This is a genomic window from Kordia sp. E, assembly GCF_056033805.1.
The window spans coordinates 1,484,008-1,504,789 of sequence record NZ_JBRASR010000002.1; the positions used below are offsets into that span (position 1 = coordinate 1,484,008).

At 31.9% G+C, this 20,782-nt stretch carries 17 protein-coding genes; 14 read left to right on the forward strand and 3 right to left on the reverse strand.

Annotated features, from left to right (window positions below):
* Positions 1-192: 192 nt before the first annotated feature.
* Positions 193-1,644 (forward strand): hypothetical protein, encoded by a 1,452-nt coding sequence (locus tag ACUUYC_RS09640; protein ID WP_474265512.1) that lies wholly within the window; start codon positions 193-195, stop codon positions 1,642-1,644.
* 5 nt (positions 1,645-1,649) lie between these two features.
* Here the strand turns inward: ACUUYC_RS09640 and ACUUYC_RS09645 are convergent, their stop codons facing one another.
* Both ACUUYC_RS09645 and ACUUYC_RS09650 read right to left on the reverse strand, forming a co-directional pair.
* Complete coding sequence (locus tag ACUUYC_RS09645; RefSeq protein ID WP_474265513.1) at positions 1,650-2,363, reverse strand: LytR/AlgR family response regulator transcription factor; 714 nt, start codon at positions 2,361-2,363, stop codon at positions 1,650-1,652.
* Entirely contained in the window at positions 2,353-3,417 is a 1,065-nt protein-coding gene (locus ACUUYC_RS09650; protein ID WP_474265514.1) for a sensor histidine kinase, read from the reverse strand. The genes ACUUYC_RS09645 and ACUUYC_RS09650 overlap by 11 nt, the downstream gene beginning before the upstream one ends.
* Positions 3,418-3,649: 232 nt before the next feature.
* On the opposite strand from ACUUYC_RS09650, the gene ACUUYC_RS09655 reads away from it, so the two are divergent.
* A complete protein-coding gene (locus ACUUYC_RS09655) occupies positions 3,650-6,004 on the forward strand; it encodes a TonB-dependent receptor (protein WP_474265515.1) in 2,355 nt (784 codons plus the stop codon).
* Positions 6,005-6,313: 309 nt separating this feature from the next.
* Positions 6,314-7,396 (forward strand): toxin-antitoxin system YwqK family antitoxin, encoded by a 1,083-nt coding sequence (locus ACUUYC_RS09660; protein WP_474265517.1) that lies wholly within the window; start codon positions 6,314-6,316, stop codon positions 7,394-7,396.
* An 80-nt stretch (positions 7,397-7,476) separates the two neighbouring features.
* Here ACUUYC_RS09660 and ACUUYC_RS09665 read toward each other — a convergent pair whose 3' ends face one another.
* Entirely contained in the window at positions 7,477-8,916 is a 1,440-nt protein-coding gene (locus tag ACUUYC_RS09665; RefSeq protein ID WP_474265518.1) for an aminotransferase-like domain-containing protein, read from the reverse strand.
* Between the two features lie 88 nt (positions 8,917-9,004).
* Between ACUUYC_RS09665 and ACUUYC_RS09670 the strand changes: the two genes are divergently transcribed.
* From ACUUYC_RS09670 to ACUUYC_RS09720, 11 genes are all read left to right on the forward strand, one after another.
* The gene (locus ACUUYC_RS09670) at positions 9,005-9,454 is read left to right on the forward strand and encodes a GNAT family N-acetyltransferase (RefSeq protein ID WP_474265519.1); all 450 of its coding nucleotides are present in this window, start codon (positions 9,005-9,007) and stop codon (positions 9,452-9,454) included.
* A complete protein-coding gene (locus ACUUYC_RS09675) occupies positions 9,447-10,856 on the forward strand; it encodes a pyridoxal phosphate-dependent decarboxylase family protein (protein WP_474265520.1) in 1,410 nt (469 codons plus the stop codon). Before ACUUYC_RS09670 ends, ACUUYC_RS09675 begins: the two co-directional genes overlap by 8 nt.
* Positions 10,857-10,937: 81 nt before the next feature.
* Complete coding sequence (locus ACUUYC_RS09680) at positions 10,938-11,435, forward strand: nuclear transport factor 2 family protein (protein ID WP_474265521.1); 498 nt, start codon at positions 10,938-10,940, stop codon at positions 11,433-11,435.
* A 63-nt stretch (positions 11,436-11,498) separates the two neighbouring features.
* Complete coding sequence (locus ACUUYC_RS09685; RefSeq protein WP_474265522.1) at positions 11,499-12,107, forward strand: hypothetical protein; 609 nt, start codon at positions 11,499-11,501, stop codon at positions 12,105-12,107.
* A gap of 60 nt (positions 12,108-12,167) precedes the next feature.
* Positions 12,168-13,499 (forward strand): tetratricopeptide repeat protein, encoded by a 1,332-nt coding sequence (locus tag ACUUYC_RS09690; RefSeq protein WP_474265523.1) that lies wholly within the window; start codon positions 12,168-12,170, stop codon positions 13,497-13,499.
* Between the two features lie 18 nt (positions 13,500-13,517).
* Positions 13,518-13,892 carry a hypothetical protein gene (locus tag ACUUYC_RS09695; protein WP_474265524.1) on the forward strand — a complete coding sequence of 125 codons (375 nt, stop codon included), beginning with the start codon at positions 13,518-13,520 and terminating at the stop codon, positions 13,890-13,892.
* Positions 13,892-14,413 (forward strand): hypothetical protein, encoded by a 522-nt coding sequence (locus ACUUYC_RS09700; RefSeq protein ID WP_474265525.1) that lies wholly within the window; start codon positions 13,892-13,894, stop codon positions 14,411-14,413. The genes ACUUYC_RS09695 and ACUUYC_RS09700 overlap by 1 nt, the downstream gene beginning before the upstream one ends.
* Positions 14,414-14,421: 8 nt before the next feature.
* A complete protein-coding gene (locus tag ACUUYC_RS09705; RefSeq protein WP_474265526.1) occupies positions 14,422-15,114 on the forward strand; it encodes a hypothetical protein in 693 nt (230 codons plus the stop codon).
* 368 nt (positions 15,115-15,482) lie between these two features.
* On the forward strand, positions 15,483-17,165 hold the full coding sequence (locus ACUUYC_RS09710) for a helix-turn-helix domain-containing protein (protein ID WP_474265527.1): 1,683 nt from the start codon (positions 15,483-15,485) through the stop codon (positions 17,163-17,165).
* A gap of 72 nt (positions 17,166-17,237) precedes the next feature.
* Positions 17,238-19,211, forward strand: a complete 1,974-nt coding sequence (locus tag ACUUYC_RS09715; protein WP_474265529.1) for a serine hydrolase — start codon at positions 17,238-17,240, stop codon at positions 19,209-19,211.
* 467 nt (positions 19,212-19,678) lie between these two features.
* A complete protein-coding gene (locus ACUUYC_RS09720) occupies positions 19,679-20,599 on the forward strand; it encodes a hypothetical protein (protein WP_474265530.1) in 921 nt (306 codons plus the stop codon).
* Positions 20,600-20,782: the final 183 nt, after the last annotated feature.

A 20,782-nucleotide genomic window follows, 5' to 3' on the forward strand; every position in this document is an offset into this window, starting at 1 on the left:
CCAAAATCGAAGATTATCATATTAAAAAATTGCGGACATATGATTCCGATAGAGATGCCTGATTTTGTAAAGAACACTATTCTTCAATTCTTTACAAACTAGCATAGTCACTCATTCAAAAAGGCAGTTCACGTATTCTAACTTTTACAATAAAGCAAGCAATCGTATTTTAGGTTCCTAAAATACGCTATAATGAAATTTCTTTGCTCGTTCTTCTTTCTAATATTCATCACTTTTGCACATGCGCAACCTGGCGATATTATAGCAATGCAAAAAGCGCAACTTCAAAAGATTCAGACTGCATTGCAAAATGATCCAAATAATATGTCGCTTGTTTGGGAACGTTTAGAACTCACATTTAAGCCACATTTTGATTTATATAAAAAAGGAGCAACTTTTGAAGGATTTCAACAGAGAGGTTTTGAATATCCGTATTATATATTGGAAGATTTAAATTATTTGATTGCGAATAATGCTTCCATTAAGATTCAAAACAAGGAAACAGTTTCCTTAGCAGATTATTATTTTAAAAGAGGACAATTTTATTACGTAACAGGATATCCTGAATATGCTTTAGAAGATTATTTACTTGCGTTGCAACACAATCCTGCATTTCCATTAAAGAAAAAAATATGTTTGTCAATTGCTGCCTATTATTACACTTCAGATACTCATTATTCGCTAGAAAAATATGAAAAAGCATTAGCGTACATAGATTTAGTAACACCAAAAGAAGATATCAATAAACCGTACCTGCATTACAGTTCTATACAAAGTGATCCTTTTCAACGGGAAAAAATACTGCTGCTAAAAGCAAGTCAGAAAACAGAACGCTTCGTTGAGTACTTGCAATGTATTGCAAAAAAACATATCAATTTTTATAAGATAGAATCTGAAAAATCGACTGCATATCAAAAAAGTCATTCATATACAATTCGATATTCATTGCAATTAGGGTTTCATAAACTCTACGAAATAGCACAACATTTTTATGAAACGGGCAATTACAAAATAGCAAAAGGACTTATTGAAAAAGTCATTTCTTTTTTGCCAAGAAATAAAGACGGACATTACTATGAAAGTTATGCGTATGGAAACTATTTTTTATTCCTTTCAAAAATTTACAGAACAGATCCTTTTCAAAACATTCCATTAGAAATAGATAATTTGCTTGAAGGTTTGGGCGATTTAACACAAGGATTACCTTCACAAGCTAGCAAAGAATACAAACGATTAGAAGAGTTAGTACAACTGTATCCGAACGAGCCTAAGTTGCATCTGGCGAAAGCCATATATTTAATAAAATACAGTCGCAGTAATAGGTATAATGTATTAAAAGAAAATCCACTTGATTATTTACAACAATGCGAAACGGTAGGCTTGAAAGATTATCGTATTGGGTATGCAAAAGCTATGTTGTTATATCAAGAAAAAAAGTATGCAGTAGCTTTGGAGGAAATTAATAAAGCACAACTTTTATGTACAGGATATGTAAATGTATATGCCTTGAAACTGCGTCTTTTGCGAAATATAGAAAGTAGTACTGAAGTTGAAATGACAACAGAAAAATCCTTGTTAGAAGCATCTAGAAAGCAAGAAAAAGTAAACACAACTGCGCTTCTTGAAATGATAAATGTTTTATAAAAAGTTTATGAATCTTGTTTTAAAATCGCCAATACGTATTCCTTGTAACTTGCGCCAATAGGAACTTCTGCGTCATTCAATTCAATGTCATGTGGTGTAAACGCAGTTACTTTTTTACTATTAATCATATAGGATCTGTGCACACGTAAAAAAGCATGTTTGGCAAGTTGTTCTTCCAAATCGCTAATTTTTTGCTTGGAAACAATACATTTTGAAGTTGTATGAATCTTTACATAATCTTTTAAACTTTCAATATACACAATATCGCCAACAGCAACTTTATGATACTTTGTTCCCGATTTAACCTGAATCAACGTTTCTGTTGCTGCTGTTTGAGGAATTGAAGCCGAAATTTGTACGGGCTTAAGGTCTCTAAAATAACGTTCTACAGCTCTGAAAAAACGGTCAAACGTAATTGGTTTCAATAAATAATCAGCCACATCTAAATCGTAACTTTCCAATGCATATTCTCGGTATGCAGTTGTGAAAATTGTTTTTGGAGGATTTCGCAATGATTTCAAAAAATCAATTCCTGTCATTGTAGGCATTTTAATGTCTAAAAACAATAAATCAATTTGTTGCGTATTTAATATTTCTAATGCTTTCATTGCATTATTACATGTTGCCACAACTTCAAAAGAAGCGATCTTTGAAATATGGTTTTCCAGCAATTTAATTGCGAGTGGTTCGTCGTCTACAAGTAAGCATCTAACCTTCATTTAATACTGTATTTAAAGTGATTGTTACTTGAAAAGAACTTTCTTTTTGGTCAATATCAATAGTGTGTGTATTTGGATAAATTAACGCTAATTGTTTGTGAATATTCTCCAAACCAATCGTGCTTTTTGAAATTTCATTTTTTTGAAGTGTCGTTGTATTAAATACCGTAAATGATAGTTTGTCTTCTTTTTGACTGAGATCAATCGTGATTTTTGGGCTTCCAGAATCTTCTCCTGCGCCATGTTTAAAAGCATTTTCTACAATAGATAATAAAATTAATGGCGCTACTTTAGTTTGTGGGGAAACATTATGTGTAAACGATACTTCCAAACGTTCGTCATAACGTAGTTTTTCTAATGCGATATAGTTTTCTAACAATGAAATTTCTCCAGCTAATGGCACATATTTTTGATCACAACGATACAAAACATAATCTAGAATTTCAGATAATTTCCCAATCGATTCTGAAGTCTTTGGCGAATTTATAACTGATAAAGAGTAAATGTTATTTAAGGTGTTGAACAAAAAATGTGGATTCAGTTGCGCTTTCAGCATCTTCAATTCTATAGCGATCTTCTCTTTGTTTATCGATTGTTCTTTGATACGTTCTAAAGAAAGTTTGATCAAAATAAAAAGAAAAGCACTAGAATAAATATTGAAAAAGTAACCTCGTATTAGTTTTTTCCAATCGGTTACTATTTCTAAAACTGGTTCTTGATGAAATGGTGCATGCCTAAATAAAGGTTCCGCTCCGTGTACCATTAAAATTCGAGAAAATGCACAAAGAACATAGGCACTAACTAAGAAATATAGAATAAATAAAATATACTTTTTAGTGAATAAAAACTTTGGAATAAGCCAATATGCTAAAAAGTAAGAAATCATGATTTTTGGTATCAAATGCGCAGCTTTGGCAATTGCAATAACCCATAAATAATCATGTGATTCTTGAGTGAAAATCAAAAATAAATACAAGGACAACCAAAAAACTAGGTGTTTTAGGAAACGGCGATCTTTTATATAGTTGAGAATATTTTTTACAATTTGCATCATAACATATCAAATCTAATAATATTCATAAAAATACGCATTACACATCTTTAAAAAACTCAGATAGATGAAGAGACTGAAAAAACACCTGAACACTATCAAAAAGTAGACGAAACGTTTAGTGCTGCAAAAAGTTAGTGTTTGACGACTTTATAGGAGTGTTTGACTACTAAAAAATATGACGTCTGTTTATGCAACATATTTGTGGCATCAATCATCATTAAAAAAGACGAACATGAAAAAAATAGTCATTCTATTTGTGTACTTAGCGTTTGTAATTGCGCATGCACAACAAAATACCGAATACAAAATTACAGGAAAAGTATTAGATAAAACAACACAGCAACCATTAGAATATGCTACGGTAACAATTCTAGATACGAAAACAAATAAAGTACTAGAAGGTGGAATTACCAACGGAAAAGGAAATTTCTCTTTGGAAATAGCAAAAGGAGTTTATACTATTAAAATTGAATTCATTTCTTTTAAATCACACATACTAAAGGAAATTTCTATTGCGAAAGATATGAATTTAGGAACGATAAATTTAGACGAAGATTTAGAAGCATTAGGAGAAGTTGAAATCGTCGCTGAAAAATCAACAGTAGAATTGAAGTTAGACAAGAAAGTGTTTAACGTTGGTAAAGATTTAATCTCGCAAGGCGGAACAGTCAATGATATATTAGATAATGTACCTTCGGTAAGTGTTGATGCAGGTGGCGGAATTAGCTTACGCGGGAATGGAAATGTTCGCATCTTAATCAACGGAAAACCTTCTGCGTTGGTTGCAAACAATGGATTGGATCAAATTCCTGCGGAAAACATTTCAAAAGTTGAGGTCATTACAAATCCTTCTGCACGTTATGAAGCGCAAGGAACAGCGGGAATCATTAATATCATTTTAAAGAAGAATAAAAAAGGCGGTTTTAGCGGTTCAGTTCAAGTTAGTGTTGGAAATCCAAGAGACTATAGAGCCAATGTAAATCTGGCGTATAAAACTGATAAAATCAATTTGTTTACGAATGTAGGATATCGAAATTCTAATTTCTTCGGAGAAGAAAAAAGACGTCAAACGGTTACGAACAATGGAATTGAAAATAGTTTATTGCAAAACAACGATCAAGATAGGAATGACGATGCTCAAAATATCTTTTTTGGTGGAGATTATTATATAAATGATAAAAATACACTAACAGCTAGTTTTTATCATACATTCTTAAAAAACACCGATGAAACACGTTTGAGTTACTCGTATTTAGACGCAACAGGAGCTATTGACAGTACGATTTCTCGAATAGAAAATTATAAAGAGCCGCAAAATTTCAATCGTTTGGAAATGAATTATGTAAAAACGTTTGACAAAAAAGGACAGAAGTTGGAAATGGATGTACAATATGATTTTTGGAATGATGATGAACAAGAACGTATTCGTCAGCAACGCACAATTCCTGCAACAACAGATTTTACAACGATTCGAAGTGACGATGTAGAAAGTAGTAAAGACTTCTTATTTCAAGCAAACTTTTTGTCACCTTTGACAGAATCATCACGATTGGAAACTGGTTTTAGAGGCGAAATTAGAAGAATTACAAGTGATTACATGGTGCATATTGATGAGCAATTAGTACCAAACTTAGACAATGAACTAGATTACAATGAACGAATTTATGGTGTATATGCACAATATGGCGACAAAATTGGGAAGTTTAGTTACTTATTAGGATTGCGTGTTGAACATTCGGACATTGGAATTGATGATCAAAAACAATTATTTAATGATTCTAAAAAGTATACGAATCTATTTCCAACGGCACATTTCACGTATGAACTTGCCGACAGAACTGATATGCAACTGAGTTATAGTAGAAGAATTAATAGACCTGCGTTTTGGCAATTGAATCCTTTTGGAGGATTAACAGATTTTAGAAATCTATTTGCGGGAAATCCAGATTTGAATCCGATGTACACGAATTCGTTTGAAGTAGCATTTTTGAAACGTTGGGGAAAATTTTCGATCAATCCATCATTGTATTACCAACATACAACCGATTTTTTCAACTTTGTAACCACACAACAAACGGATGGAAATTTTATTACAATTCCTGTAAACTTAGACACAGAAGATCGATTAGGTTTTGAATTGTCTACAACGTACAACCCGTTTAAATGGTTGCGATTGTCAGGAGAGTTTAATTTCTATCAATACGATCAAAAAGGAGAATACTTAGGTAGAAACTTTGATACAAAAGATGAAACTTGGTTTACGAGAATCAACTCTAGAATGCGCTTTAACAAAGGACTTTCTGTGCAAGCAAGTTTTAATTACAGAGGAAGAAATCAAAATGGACAAACGCTTCAAAAAGCACAATATCATTCAGATTTTGCAATCAGTAAAGATATATTTAATGACAAAGGCGCACTTACTTTAAATATTAGAAATGTATTTGATTCGCGAATTCAAGATAGAGTTGTGACAGGAGAAAACTTCCGTTTAGAATCAGAATCAATACGTGTTGGAAGAAGAATTAGCCTAACATTTGTATACAGATTCAATCGTAAAAAAGGACAACGCGATCGATTGCCAGATTAATGTGAGTTAAATATTTCGACTAAACCTTCCTGTTATTCTTCTTTTATGGAGTTATAACAGGAAGTTTTTAAATATAGATAATACTGTTTCTCAATTGGAAAATCGCATTATAGTAATAACGTTAAGTTTAATTTAGCTATATATAAAAATGTGCTACAACAACGTATAAATTAATTACTAGTGCAAGTCTACTTACAAAAATCCTCGCGAATTTTCTATTTGGTTTCTATTTGCTAAATTAGTTGCTGAAACACGCAACTAACCATACACAAACACGTTGTGTATAATTAACCAAACCAATCTGCTAAATTGAAAATAAAACACTTATTACTACTACTTATAATCTTTTGTTCTTGTGAAGATGATGTTTCTGATGAAAAATATAGAAATGAAAACTATGTGTTCTACAAAGAAGATGGAAAAGTAGGTAAATGGCAAAAAATTAGTAAAACATCAAATTTCAAGTATAAAAAAGGGTATTTGACTTATTTCTATAGTAATGGTAATAAGTTTGGTAAGTTAGAAATAATTGACTCTTTCCCAAATAGGATAGAACAATTTTATGATAAGTATGAAAAGCATGTAAAAACTATTTGGAGAGAAGAAGATTCAATAGTTAAAATTCATCTAGAAAATGGTTACTTCAAACATAGTTATTCTAGTAAAGGAATCATCATTATGGAAGGTCTAGTAGAAAATAATTTAGAGCAAGGTATCTGGAAAAAATATAGAAATGAAGATGGTGCTTTGAGGCAGATAATTGAAATGAAAGATGGGTTAGAGCATGGAAAAAGAGAAGATTATTGGGCAAATGGAAAACTAAAAAGTGTATCATTTTGGAATATGGGTAAACAAATTGGAGAAGGGACAATCTATTTTGAAAATGGGAATGTAAAAACAATAAACTTCGTGAAAAAAGGAAAACTTCACGGCGTTTGCAAAGTGTATTATTCTAACGGTAACTTGAAATCATCTGACAAATATTGGTACGGAGAAAAATGTGATACAAGCAAAATATTTTATAAAAACGGAAATATTAAAAAACTGCAAACTGTCAATTTAGATACTGTAAGTCAGGTAACTACCGGTCGAGAGTTTCGTTACTTTCCGAATGGAAAATTACAAGCAGAAATTGATTTTAGGGATTTTAAGGCAAATGGAGATTTAATAATTTATAACGAGAATGGCGTTATTATAGAAAAATCAAAAAAAGTAAACAACAAACATCAAGGAGCATTTATAACTTTTTATGATTCAGGAATAAAACAACTCGAAGGAAATGCGAATAAAGGATTTTATGATGGAAAGTTGAAATATTATGACAAAAACGGCAACTTGACAAAAACAGTTAATTATGATAATGGAACAGCTTTAGATTCTATAATGAATTAAAAAAACTTCTGAAAATCAAAGATTCTTGAGTTCCAAAATTGAATTGCTTTCAAACTTTATTTGGATAAAACTCATTTTATTTACTTTTCATGAAGTAGCAGTTTGGCCAATGTGCCTAATAATTGGATTGCTTTTTCTATAGCTTCATCAAGAGGTTTCGAAAAACTCAAGCGAATGTAATTTTTATGAGAATCGTTCATCGAGAAAATCTGTCCAGGAGCAATAATCAAATTTTGTTTCTTGGCAGCTTCAAACAATGTGATACTATCAAAATCTTCTGGAAAAGCAATCCATATAATATAACCGCCTTTTGGTGGAACAAAATAAATATCTTCTGGAAAATATTGATAGATAAGTTTGCAATACGCAAGCATATTACTATGTAAAACATGTCGTAACTTTTTTAAATGATACGGATATCTTCCTTTGGAGAAAAAAGCAACCAAAGCTTGTTGTGACAACGTACTAGAACCTAAAGAATGAATCCTTTTTAACTTTGTAACGGTTTCTGTAAACTTTCCAGGAATCGTATAACCTACACGATAACCAGGCGCTAATGTTTTTGAAAAAGAAGAACAATACATAACTAACTCTTCAGTATCAAACTGCTTGCAAGTACTTGGACTATTTTTTCCAAAATATAATTCGCCATACACATCATCTTCAATCAAAGGAACTTGATGTTTTGTAATCAATTTTACGAGCTTTTTTTTCTGATCGGTAGTTAAACTCATTCCTGTTGGATTGTTGAAATTTGTGGTAAGTAAGCATGCCTTAACAGGGAATTTTTCTAAAGAACGTTTCAAAAAATTCAGATCCAAACCAGTGATTGTATCTATTGGAATTGGAATTACCTTTAAACCTAAATTCTTTATTATTTGATGAATTCCATAATACGTTAAGCTATCTGAAATAACAATATCTCCTTTTTGTGTCACTGCTTGCAAACACAATGTCAACGCTTCTGTGCATCCAGAAGTAATCACAACATCTTTTGCAGAAAATGCTTTTCCAAGTTTTGTTTGTTGTCCAGCAATCAACTGTCGCAATGAAACATTTCCTGTAGGATGATCATAATTTAAAATATCAGCACCTAAAGTTGTCAATGCAGATTTTGTAGCCTTTTGTAGGCTAGCTGTTGGCAATAATGAAAGATCGGGTCTTGCAGTAGACAAACGTGTATAACCTTCCGCACTTAATAAATCTACCATGTGTGAAATCATCGCATCTGTGGTCAATTCATGTATTGCAGGAGTTGTATTTAAAACGTCGACAGTACGTAAAGGTTGATATTTTTTTGGTTGATAAATTACGTAGTAACCCGATTTTGGCCTGGCTTCTATCAAACCTTTAGACTCTAGTGCATAATACGCTTGAAAAATTGTAGAAGCACTTACATTATGTTGTTTGCAAAACATACGTATAGACGGAAGTTTAGCTCCTAACTGCAAAACACCATTTAGGATTTCTTCTTCTAAATGCGTTGCAATGTCTTCATATAAAAAATGAGTTGCTTTCATAAAATCTGATATGGTACAAAGTTAAAAAACTGAATCTGTTTTCTAATGCTAATCTCTTTTAAATTTACAATGACAAAAAGTAGTAAAAATGGAGTACGAAATATTTAAAAAAGGAACGTATACAATCACTACGAATACTGATGATTTAGATATAAAAATGATTCATCAATACTTAAGTAAAGAATCATATTGGTCTAAAGGAATTCCGTTAGAAACAGTAGCGAAATCCATAAAAAATTCTTTGAATTTCGGAGTGTATACAGAAACACAACAAATAGGTTTTGCGCGTGTCATTACAGACAAAACAACGATGGCATATTTGTGTGATGTGTTTATTATTGAAGAATTTCAGAAAAAAGGATTGTCGTCTTGGTTGATGGAAATCATCATGAAATATTCGGAATTACAAGGGTTGAAACGTTGGATCTTATTAACAAGTTCCGCAGATTGGTTATATGAAAAACATGGGTTTTCTACACTAGAAAAACCAGAAGTATATATGGAAAAGTGGAACAAAATAAATTATAAAAATGTATAAAAAATTAGCATCAGATAAAGCAAACATGGAATTATTGTTAGATAGTGTAAAACAAATAGCAATGCAACACTTTCAACAGGTAGAAACCATGTCTACATCTGTAAAACATCAAGAAATAAGAGATTACAATTTACCAGAAGACGGAGTAGGCGCCGAAGCAGTTCTGGAACAATTTAAAACAGACTACCAACACATAATGTGCGGATCGTCCGGACCAAGATATTGGGGATATGTAACTGGTGGTGCAACGCCTGCTTCCGTATTAGGAGATTGGTTGGCAACAACCTATGACCAAAACACAAAAAGTATTAAAGGCCATGGTGATATCTCTGCCATAATGGAAAGAGAAACGATACACTTATTATTAGACTTTTTCAACTTGCCGAAAAACTTTTTTGGCGGATTTGTCACTGGCGCTACGATGTCTAACTTCACTTGTTTAGGAGTCGCAAGACAATGGATTGGGAAAAATCAAGGATATGATATTGCTTTAGATGGATTGCAAAAACCAATACAAATAGCGACAGGATTGCCACATTCTTCAGTGATAAAATCGTTGTCAATGTTAGGAATGGGAAGTAAAAATATTACTAAAATTCCTTTATTAGATGCTAGAGAAGCGATAAATATAGAGAAGTTAGAAGCATTTTTGAAGCAAAACTCTGAAGAAGATGTGATTGTAATTTCAAGTGCAGGAACAGTAAACAGTGTAGATTTTGACGATTTAAAAGCAATATCAGAATTAAAAGAGAAATATAACTTTTGGTGGCATATTGATGCCGCTTTTGGAGGAATGTTGGCATGTGTAGAAGATAAAAAACAGTTGCTTTCTGGTTGGGAAAACGCAGATAGTATCACGGTAGATTGTCATAAATGGTTCAATGTTCCGTATGATAGTGCCGTATTTTTTATTCAAGAAAAACACCAAAAAAGACAAATAGAAACCTTTCAAAATTCCAACGCGCCTTACTTAGGGAATCCAATGAAAAACTTTTCCTACCTGAACTTCTTGCCTGAAAACTCTAGAAGATTCAGAGCATTGCCAGTTTGGTTTTCATTACTAGCGTATGGAAAAAAAGGATATAGAGAAATTGTAACCAGAAATTTAGAAATAGCACAGCAATTTACAACGTATCTTGAAGAAAGTGAACTATTTCAATTAGTTGCGCCAACACGTGCCAATGTAGTCTGTTTTAAAGTCGTTGGGTTTTCCACAGAAATGCAACAACAATTCTTAAACACGTTAAATGAAAACGGTAAAGTATTCATAACACCTTCAATCTATAGAGAGAAATCATGTTTTAGAGCCGCATTTGTAAATTGGCAAACTACTGAGAAAGACATTACTATTGCAATAGCGGCATTAGAAGAAACGTATCAAACCATAAAAAAAGAGAATTAAGTTTTTATTGATTGAAAAGTGTAACAAAACACCTTAAAAAAGGTCTACTAAATATCATCATCAATCAAAAAAAACAATATCATGAAATCAAAATTATTAGTAGTTCTCTTTTTGGGAATCTTTGCAACGTCGTGTTTATCTATCAGAACAAAATCGAATAAAACTGTTGTTGAAAAAACAGCGTATATTCCTGTTGATCAAGAATTATATACCACTATTGTGGAATTGGACAAGCGTTTTTTTGACGCGTACAACACTTGCGATTTTAAAACACAAGCCGAATTAATCTCAGAAGATTTGGAATTTTTCCATGACAAAGGCGGATTGGCTACGTCGAAACCTCAAATTATAGAAGCGAGTAAAAATAATATTTGCGGAAAAGTAACGCGAACCTTAATTGAAGGAACAATAGAAGTATACCCAATTCCAGGATATGGCGCAGTTGAAATGGGAGAACATAAATTTTTCAACAATCAAGAACCTGATGCAAAACAAATTCCAAGCAAATTTGTTACTGTCTGGAAAAACGATAATGGAAACTGGCAAATGACACGTATTATCAGTACACACAAAAACTAGAAAGTACAAATGCGGAATTTCTATAAAGCGAATAAAAAAATTCAATGGCTAGTCGGAATACTAATGATACTTATTTTATTAATAGTTATTGTAGGATGGCTTGCTGTTGAAAATCCTTTTCTCAGACTCTCTTTAATTTTTATTATAATTCCGCTATATGTGTTTTTAACAACTCCGATGATGACACTCACCAAAAAATATAATTATGTGTCGCCAATGTTACTATATCTTAAAAAGAAGGATGAAGTATTAGAGTTGCATAGCGGAACTTCTTTTGACTATTTATTTCTGATAAAAAATATGCAATCAGGAACCCATTGGAGAAACAAAATGCTGGAATACTATATAGATGGTTTATATACTATTGTAGAAAAAATCAAAAATGGTGAGATAACAAAAGATGCAACAATAAGAGGTACATCGCACTTTATGGGAAATTCAATTATCAAAAATATAGGATTTACAATCGTCGATCCTGAACCTGTTGACAAGATGATTTTCTTTTTGGATTATCTCGATTTAATTTGGATGAATTCCTTATCAAGAGGGCAACTACATTTTCCTAAATTTAGTAGTCTTAAAAAAGCAGAAATTTTAGCGGAACAACTATTAAATTCGGAAAGCAAATTAAACAACTATCGAGAATTTCTTAAAAATAAAGCTGGTCACTAAATACATTTTGAAAAAGCATAAGATTAGCTTAGTTTTAACAACGATAACTAATTGTGAAAAATGCGAAAATCAATAGTATTCTTAATGTTCAATTTTATAGTATTTAATAGCTATGCGCAAATAAATACTGAAAATAACACAGTACTCATAAAAAAAGCACAAGCTGAATTAACACCTGATTTTGAATATTTCTTTTCAGATTGTTTGGTAAATAAAGATTGTGATGATTGTGTAAATGAACTCGTTGCAAAAGCAAAAAACAAATATCAAACCTATTTAATTGGTGGAGCATTGTATTCAGTTGATCCAAAAACTTCGTATAAATTGCATAAAGAAGCGTTTGAGAAGAAATCAAATGAACTAAATTTCAATTTAGAATATGCCATTGAAAGTCATAGAGTAGGAGATTACGAAACTGCCATCAAGCATTATGAAATATACAAACAAGCAAACGCGGAAGATTATAGAATTGATGTTTGGTTAAGCGAATGCTATCTAAATTTAGACAACTACCCAAAAGCAATTGAACATTGGAAGGCGGCAAATCACCCAAAAAACCATACAGGAATTGACAAAGCTATTTATATCATTCATGGACAAACGGATCAACTAAAAAAACGTTCTGATTTAGTCAAAAAAATCAAATCTAAAGATTCAAAGAGTGCATACGAATTGATATTCTTAGATATGAATTGGGAATTGGATTGGTGGAATAGCAACATCCAAGAATATTTTCTGGAAAAAGATATGGCGACCATCAAAAATATTTTTGGCGCTAAGAGTAAAGAATACATGCAAATAGCGGCGTATGAAAAAGTTAAGCGTTTATATAAAGAATCAGACGCTAAAGATACGATTACTACAACATTGCTAGATTCAAAATTAATTCTAAACAATAATGAAATACCTGTAAATGGAAAAATAGCTTCTGACATGCTGCGAATTTCATTTCTCAGTAAACTATTAGACGAAAAGAAGTTCTTTGAAAAAAGAGGAAGCGAACTCATTGTGTTAGCTGACAAATATAAAGATATAGAACTGCTAAATATCTATGCGTATTTAGAAGCAGTTGCAACAGATCGTGTTTCTGCCGAAACGGACAAAAAAGGATGGAATGAATACAAAAGTGAGAAATTTGCAGTAAGTTATTTCATGGGATTAGCAGATAAAAATAGGTATGACAATCCAGATTTAGCAAAAGCATTACTAGACTTTCCAAATTCGGCCAAAATTCATTGGGTAAAACTCAATTGCGCAAAAATTGAAGGAAAAGATATCAAGTCAGATTTAATAGCAGTCATGAAAAAAGAATTTAAAACCTTAGGAAATCACCAATTCAAATATTCGTATGCACTAAAAAGCTATTTTTCAATACTTGAAAATGAGCTATAAATTAACAACTATAAACGTATGATGAAGAACATATTTCTCCTAGGTATTTTAATACTTATGTTAAATTCCTGTATAGAATCAGAACAAGAAAAGTCTCAATATATATACAAAAACGGAGAAAGTAGTGTTGAATTAAAGATACCTAATGGTAAAGATTACTTGGTCTATAATACGCCTACAAAAATTAATTTTGAATGGAAGAATATAGATGCTAGAACAGGTTCTATTTTTGGTGCTGGAATAAAAATGTTGGGAGCAAAAGACGGCATTACAGAAACAGAAATTACTGTACCTTTCAGTTATGTGAAAAAATATTCACTAAACATACAATTAAGATTTGAAATCAGAGGGAAAAAAGTAAAAACAGAATTTAATATACCCGTAAAAAAATAATGAGTTTTTTTGAAGGATATACAGCCAAATATGTTCACAATACAATTGTGTTACAAGCTGATTCTTCAGATATCTGGAATGAAATCGCAAATGTAAAAGTGGATAGTTTCAAATTTCCTTGGCTCTTCTCTTTAGCTGGAATACCAAAACCATTGTCTGCTGAGGTTATTAAAAAAGGAGTTGGCGGATACAGAGTGGCTAGCTTTTCAAACAATGCAAAGTTTCATCAGGAAATACTAGAATGGGAACTTCATAAAAAATATCGTTTCAAATTCAATCCTACGAACAATTTTAAAGTTGGTCATTTTATGAATTTATCAAATGGACCATTTCAAATTCAAACTGGCGGATACGAATTACACGAACATCCAAACGGAATAGAGTTAGTACTATCGAGTAACTATAAACTACATGGCGTTTTGGGAGTACTAATGCATCTTCCGTTTCGATTGATCGTGTATTTTTTTCAGAGATATCTATTAAAAGGTATTATGATGAACTTAAAATCCAATAAAAACTAAGAATACATATGAAACACTTCTTTTGTATACTAACTGCTTTACTAAGCTTACAAGCGATTTCTCAAACGAATACGGAGGAAGATTGTAAAGAAAAAACAGCGGAAGCTATTACTGATTTTAATAATGAAAAATTAATGGCATATTACGATTATATCAATGAAAAAATAGATTTAGATAAGGAATTTGAGTTTTTTTATCAAACATATATGTATGCTACATATTCCATTTACATGGAAAATAACTCAGAAGGTTATCATATGTGTTTTACGAAAAAAATGGCTGACTTAATTCGTTTAAAATACGGAGCAGATGTTTATAACAAAGCTAGAAGAAAAGCTTGGGATATTTATAAAAATTCAACCAGACAAGAAATGTCAAAAGTATTGGACTTATCTAAATATTATCCTCAAACAGAAAGTCCAGCCAAATTTATTGGAAATGATTACATTATTCAAAACTTTCTGCAAAAACACTTTACATACAAAGGAAAAGAAGCTGCCGGGCATGATTTTGAATTTCGAATTGTGACGTTATATATTGATAGAAATGGACTCATCACAAACATTGAAAGTGACACAGATACATTGAAAGATGGTTTTACTAAAAAAGACATTATTAAAAAGCTGAATTCCTTCGGAAACTTTGTTCCTGCGTATCTAATAGGAATTCCGGTTAATGCTACAATTAATTTTGATTTATAGTAACTAACAAAAAGTATTTTCAACTAGTATAAAACTAAAATTTAGTATAATTGTTGAATGCTTGTTCGTACGACGATCTTCAGAAATAATGAGTAAAAAGTGGAACTGCGAAGCGAAGCTTCAAGTATGAAACGCATGAACGAATGTTGCACAGCAATTTCCTATAGGTCGTCTTGACTTTTTTGGCTTGTTTTTGTGTCAAGACATAAATGAGCGTTACTAGAAAGATTCTTGTTTAGCTCTAAACGTATATTACTCAAGAAAATAAAGAAACCTTCAACTCATACAATTTTTACAACCAACCAGAAGAAAATCAAGGGAGTCAAATTTTATTTTAGTTATCTTTAGGTAACTAAACCTACCTAAAGATGTTAAACTGGAATCTATACAACTCAACAATATTCGTCGGCGCTATCGGACTTTTATGTCTAGTAGTCTATCATATATGTACGCAAAAAATTAACGACAAAGCAACGCGCTATTTCTATTGGTTTCTGATTATTACATCCGTTGCCATTCTGCAATACATTTCATTTGATATCCGTATTACCAAGAAATACAGAGCGCTAGCCTTATTGGTTGTTCCGTTCGAATTTTTAGCGCCAGTAATCTTTACTGCGTTTACCTGCGCATATCTTAAAAAAGAAAAACTCTTCAAAAAATACAAAAACTACTTACTTATTCCGTTTGCAGTATTCTTTCTCATTTACACAATAGTAAAAATCAATTTCTTGGTAGACTATTCAATACTTTCCCGTGAAACAGTTGGAAACATTCGTATGGAATGGAATGAAAACTTAGCATTATTATTCTCGTTTGCCATTGGTGTTTGGAATTATAGGATCATTAAAAACTATGAAAAAGACTTAGGGGAACTATCATATCAGGTTGTTATTCGTAAAACGAAATGGTTAAAAAACATCTACATGACGTTGATTTTGTTAAGTGTTTTTTGGTTGTTAACGCTCTTATACATAAAAACGAATGTAAATGTTAGTGGAAATTATAATTACTATCCGTTATGGTTTGCGTATTTAGGATGTTACTATATATTCTACATAAAAAGTAGTACGCATTTATTAAAAATTCAAGAAGAAAAACAAAAAGAAGAAACGGTTTTCAAACGCTCTGGATTGGATGAATTATTTGACCCAAAAGCGGTAAGTGTACTAAAGCAAAATCAATCGCAAGTCATTGCAATTCTAAGTTACTTTGCAACATCTTTATTTGACAAAAATAAAACGAAAGAAGTCCTTTGGGATATTATAGAAAACTGTATTTCCAAACTTCAATTAGAAGATTGTGTATTATATCTGTTAGATGAAAAAAAGCAAATATTACAGCAAGAAGCAGCTTTTGGAAACAAACAACAAGATACTTTTGAGGTGCATGAACCCAAAGAAATTCCTGTTGGGAAAGGTATTGTAGGAAGTGTTGCCAAAACGGGAAACTACGAACTCATCAAAGATACAAGTAAAGACAAGCGTTATATTGTTGATGACAAAGCACGTTTGTCAGAATTAGCAGTTCCAATCTACATTGACGGAAAACTCAAAGGTGTGTTGGATGCCGAACATTCAGAACGTAATTTCTTTACAGAAAACCATTTGTATCTATTTCAACTCATTGCAAAACTAACGGAAAAGAAGCTTCTTCAATTGCAACAACAGAAAAAAGGACTAAGTATCTCTAATGATAATTCATATTATAAAGAAATATGTTCCTTAATGGAAGAAGAAAAACGCTATCGAAACCCTGAAATAAAACTCAGTACACTATCTGAAGAGATAAATATTAGCTCAAATTACCTTTCACAAGTAATCAACGCGTTAAGTGGACACAACTTTTCTGATTTTGTCAATAGTTACCGAATTAAGGAAGTAAAGTCAAAACTATCGCATCCTGCATTTATAGAATATCCTGTATTGTCAATTGGCTTGGAAGCCGGATTCAATTCAAAATCGGCTTTTTACAATTCCTTCAAAAAACATACAGGAATGTCACCTACTGTGTTTCGGGAAAAACACCCATACGAGTCCCAATTCTTTTAGTTTCAATAATACGGGACACTGGAACCCGTTGCCAATACTAGGTTTGCATCGTTATTAATTTTAAAAATCAAAATGATGAATACAACAAAAACACTAGTATTATTTGGAATGATGTTACTACTATCATTCGCAAATGCAGAAACAAAAAAAGGTAAAAATGCCAACAATGAAGAAAAACCGCCAGCGGTAAAAACATTAAGAAATTATTCGGCACGACACAATCTTTCGTCTGCACAATATCAAGCGGAAGTAACCAAATTTCACAAAGCTGGTTACAAACTAACGTATGTAGATGGCTATTACGTAAACGGAAAAATAAAATTTGCTGTCTTATGGGAAAAAGGAAAAACATCTGGACTCATTGCACGTCACAACCTAACTTCAAAACAATACCAAGATGAGGTTACAAAAAATCATAAAAACGGATATCGTTTGGTACATGTTGATGGATATTCTAATGGAAAGAAAGCATTATATGCGGCTATTTGGAACAAACAAAGTACAAGCGGATTACGAGCGCGTCACGGTTTAACAAGTAAACAATATTCTGCCGAATTTAAAAAGAACAAAAATGATGGTTACCGTTTAGTACATGTCAGCGGTTACGGAGTCAAGGGAAAAGACTACTACGCTGCCATTTGGAAAAAAGGAAATGCGTCAGGATATGTTGCACGTCATAGATTATCAAGCAAACAATACCAAGAAACAGTAGTAAAATATTGGAAACAAGGATATCGTGTAACACAAGTAGATAGTTATAATGTAGGAAAGAAAACGTATTACGCTTGCATCATGGAAAAAAAGTTTGGACGATTTAGTGCACGACATAACATGAATCCTAAAAACTACCAATTGCAATTTGATAATCATTACTATCAAGGATATGTTCCAATTTCGGTAAGTGGACATGATGCTGGAAAAACGGCAGGATATGCAGCAGCTTTTAAAAATGTAACGACTTGGAAAAGCAAAGATGTAAATCAATTAGACAGTAAAATCAAAAAAGTAATGAAAGATTTCAAAGTTCCTGCGGTAACTATTGGAATTGTAAAAGATGGAAAGCTAGTTTATGCAAAAGGATATGGTTATGGAGATAAAGAAAAGAAAACCATTGCTGCTGCTACAAGTTTAATGCGTTTAGCAAGTGTATCTAAGCCAATTACAAGTGTTGCTATTATGAAATTAGTAGAACAAAAGAAGCTAAAACTAAGCGATAAAGTACTTGGGAAAAATAGTATTTTAGGAAGTAGTTATGGAAAAAAGAACTTAAGTAATAGAGAAAAAGCAATAACTGTTCAGCAATTACTAGAACACACAGCTGGTGGAGATACTTGGGACAATAACTTAACACCAAAAGAAACAGACACTTGGGGAGATCCGATGTTTCAAAAGAAAAGTCTAAATAGAAAAAAACATATTGGTTGGCTTTTAGACGAGCGTAATCCGACTCATACACCAGGAACGCGTTATCAATATTCAAACTTTGGATACAATCTATTAGGAAGAATTATTGAAAAGAAAACAGGGAAAAGCTACGAAAGTTATTTGCGTAACAGCATTCTAAAGAAATGTGGAATTTCACAAATGTTTATTGGTAAAAACAAAAAGAAAGATGCTCGTTACAAGGAAGTTGTGTATTATTCAGACAGAAAACCATACGACTTACAAATGACTAGAATGGACAGTCACGGTGGTTGGATTGCTTCTTCAGTAGACTTAATGAAATTTATGGTTCGTGTAGATGGACAAAGTTCTAAAAAAGATATTTTAAAAAGTAGCACTATTAAAACTATGACCACAAAATCATCAGTTTCAAATTATGCCAAAGGTTGGTCTGTAAGTGGTGGAAACTGGTCGCATGGCGGAAGCATGGCAGGAACAGGAACTGTTTTGAAGAAAATGAATAATGGTGTGAGTTATGTAATCTTAACAAATCTTTCAAAAAAATATAAAAAAGGAGATCCTACACATAACGGTGAACTTAAAAAAGCTGTTGAGCAAGGAATTGGAGCCATTAAATTTTGGCCAAACTTAGATTTATTTTAGTGAAACTCAAAGTTAATAAACTTAGTTTTTTCCGTAGTGTAGGATTCATTTTTTGTTAAGAACTTTTGAAGCCTTGGAGAAAATTTAGAAAAATAAATACGGTTTTAGCTTTTTCAGCTAAAAACATCTCTGGAAATGCTTTGCATTCATGAATACCAAAAGATAAAATAAGAATGCATGAACTAAAAATTCCCTTTCTTTTGTTTCTTTTCTTTGGGAAAGCAAAGAAAAAGAAAATAAGAATATGAAAATTAGTTTAACTTCTAATAAGAGATCGTTAGCTAAGACTAAATTATAAAAGAAGCATTCTCATGCTGATTTGCCACTGTGCGGAAAGAAATTTTCGTGTGGTGGTTTTTTCATTAAATACTATTGAAATCAAAAAATATTTTGATATCGATTTAGATTCTTATAGCTTTAACAATAACAGAAATTCTACAAGTATCAATTTATAAACATTGTATAGGATGAGCTTTTTTAAAAAACTATTTGGCAGTAAAGATAATGCTAACAATAAAACACAATACCTATCAGGTTGGGAAGTTACATTAGATGGTGGAGAAGATTGTACTAACTTTATTCAAACGCAATTGGTCGATAAACAAGTTGCTAAAAACTTACGCACATACATTGAACTCTCATTTGGAGAAAACAATCTCTTAAATGGTGCAAAATTATTTTCAGACGGAAAACAGGAAAAAAAAGGATATCTAGTGGATAGTCTTGAAATTGAGAATGCAATAGGTAAACTAGCGTACAAAGAGTTCTCAATTAATAAGCTATATTCTCTAGAAAAATCTTCAAAAGGGAAAAGCTATTTTGGTGGAAATATACCTGAAACTTTTACAATTCCTGAAAATAAATGTCCTGGTTCGTTTCAATACCTAGGCAAAATAAGTCATGAAGATGCAGCTTTTACATGGCTTCCTTTTGATGTACACTTAATTTGTCCAATATATCTTGATATCGATAGAGTTTGGGTCGATTATAGCAATCCTTTAAAACCGATTTGTATAAACAAAGAGGAAGTTGAAGAAGTTGGTACTGCTTATGATGACTTAAAAGACGATTCATTTATCATATTTGAACAGAAAAATTTTGAAAGTGAAAAAATAGGCGATTATACTTTTGACCTTGGTATTGCTGGAGTGCCAAACTGGATTCAAAACCCTGAAATTCCAATCTGTCCAAAATCAAAAAAGCCAATGAAATTCCTATGTCAATTTGGAGATTATGCAGGTGTTAAAACTGCAAAAACAAATGTAAAACCAGAAAAAGATTGGTACAAGCAATATTTTGAAGAAATGAATTTTTGGAGTGACGGAGACTTATTTGTGTTCTTTGAACCCGAAACAAAAATCGCATGCTATTTCATTCAAAAAACATAACAACAAAGTGTTTGGCATGAGTTGCTCCGTGTTGAACGAAATTTTTTGTCACGCTTTCGCGAATTCACTTGTTTTGACCTATAAATTTAAAACGAAACATTATGAAAACAAGAATATTCCAAAACTATCAGTGGAAGATTTAGCAATTTCCTATCTCAAACTTGATTTTTTTGTTTCGTTTTT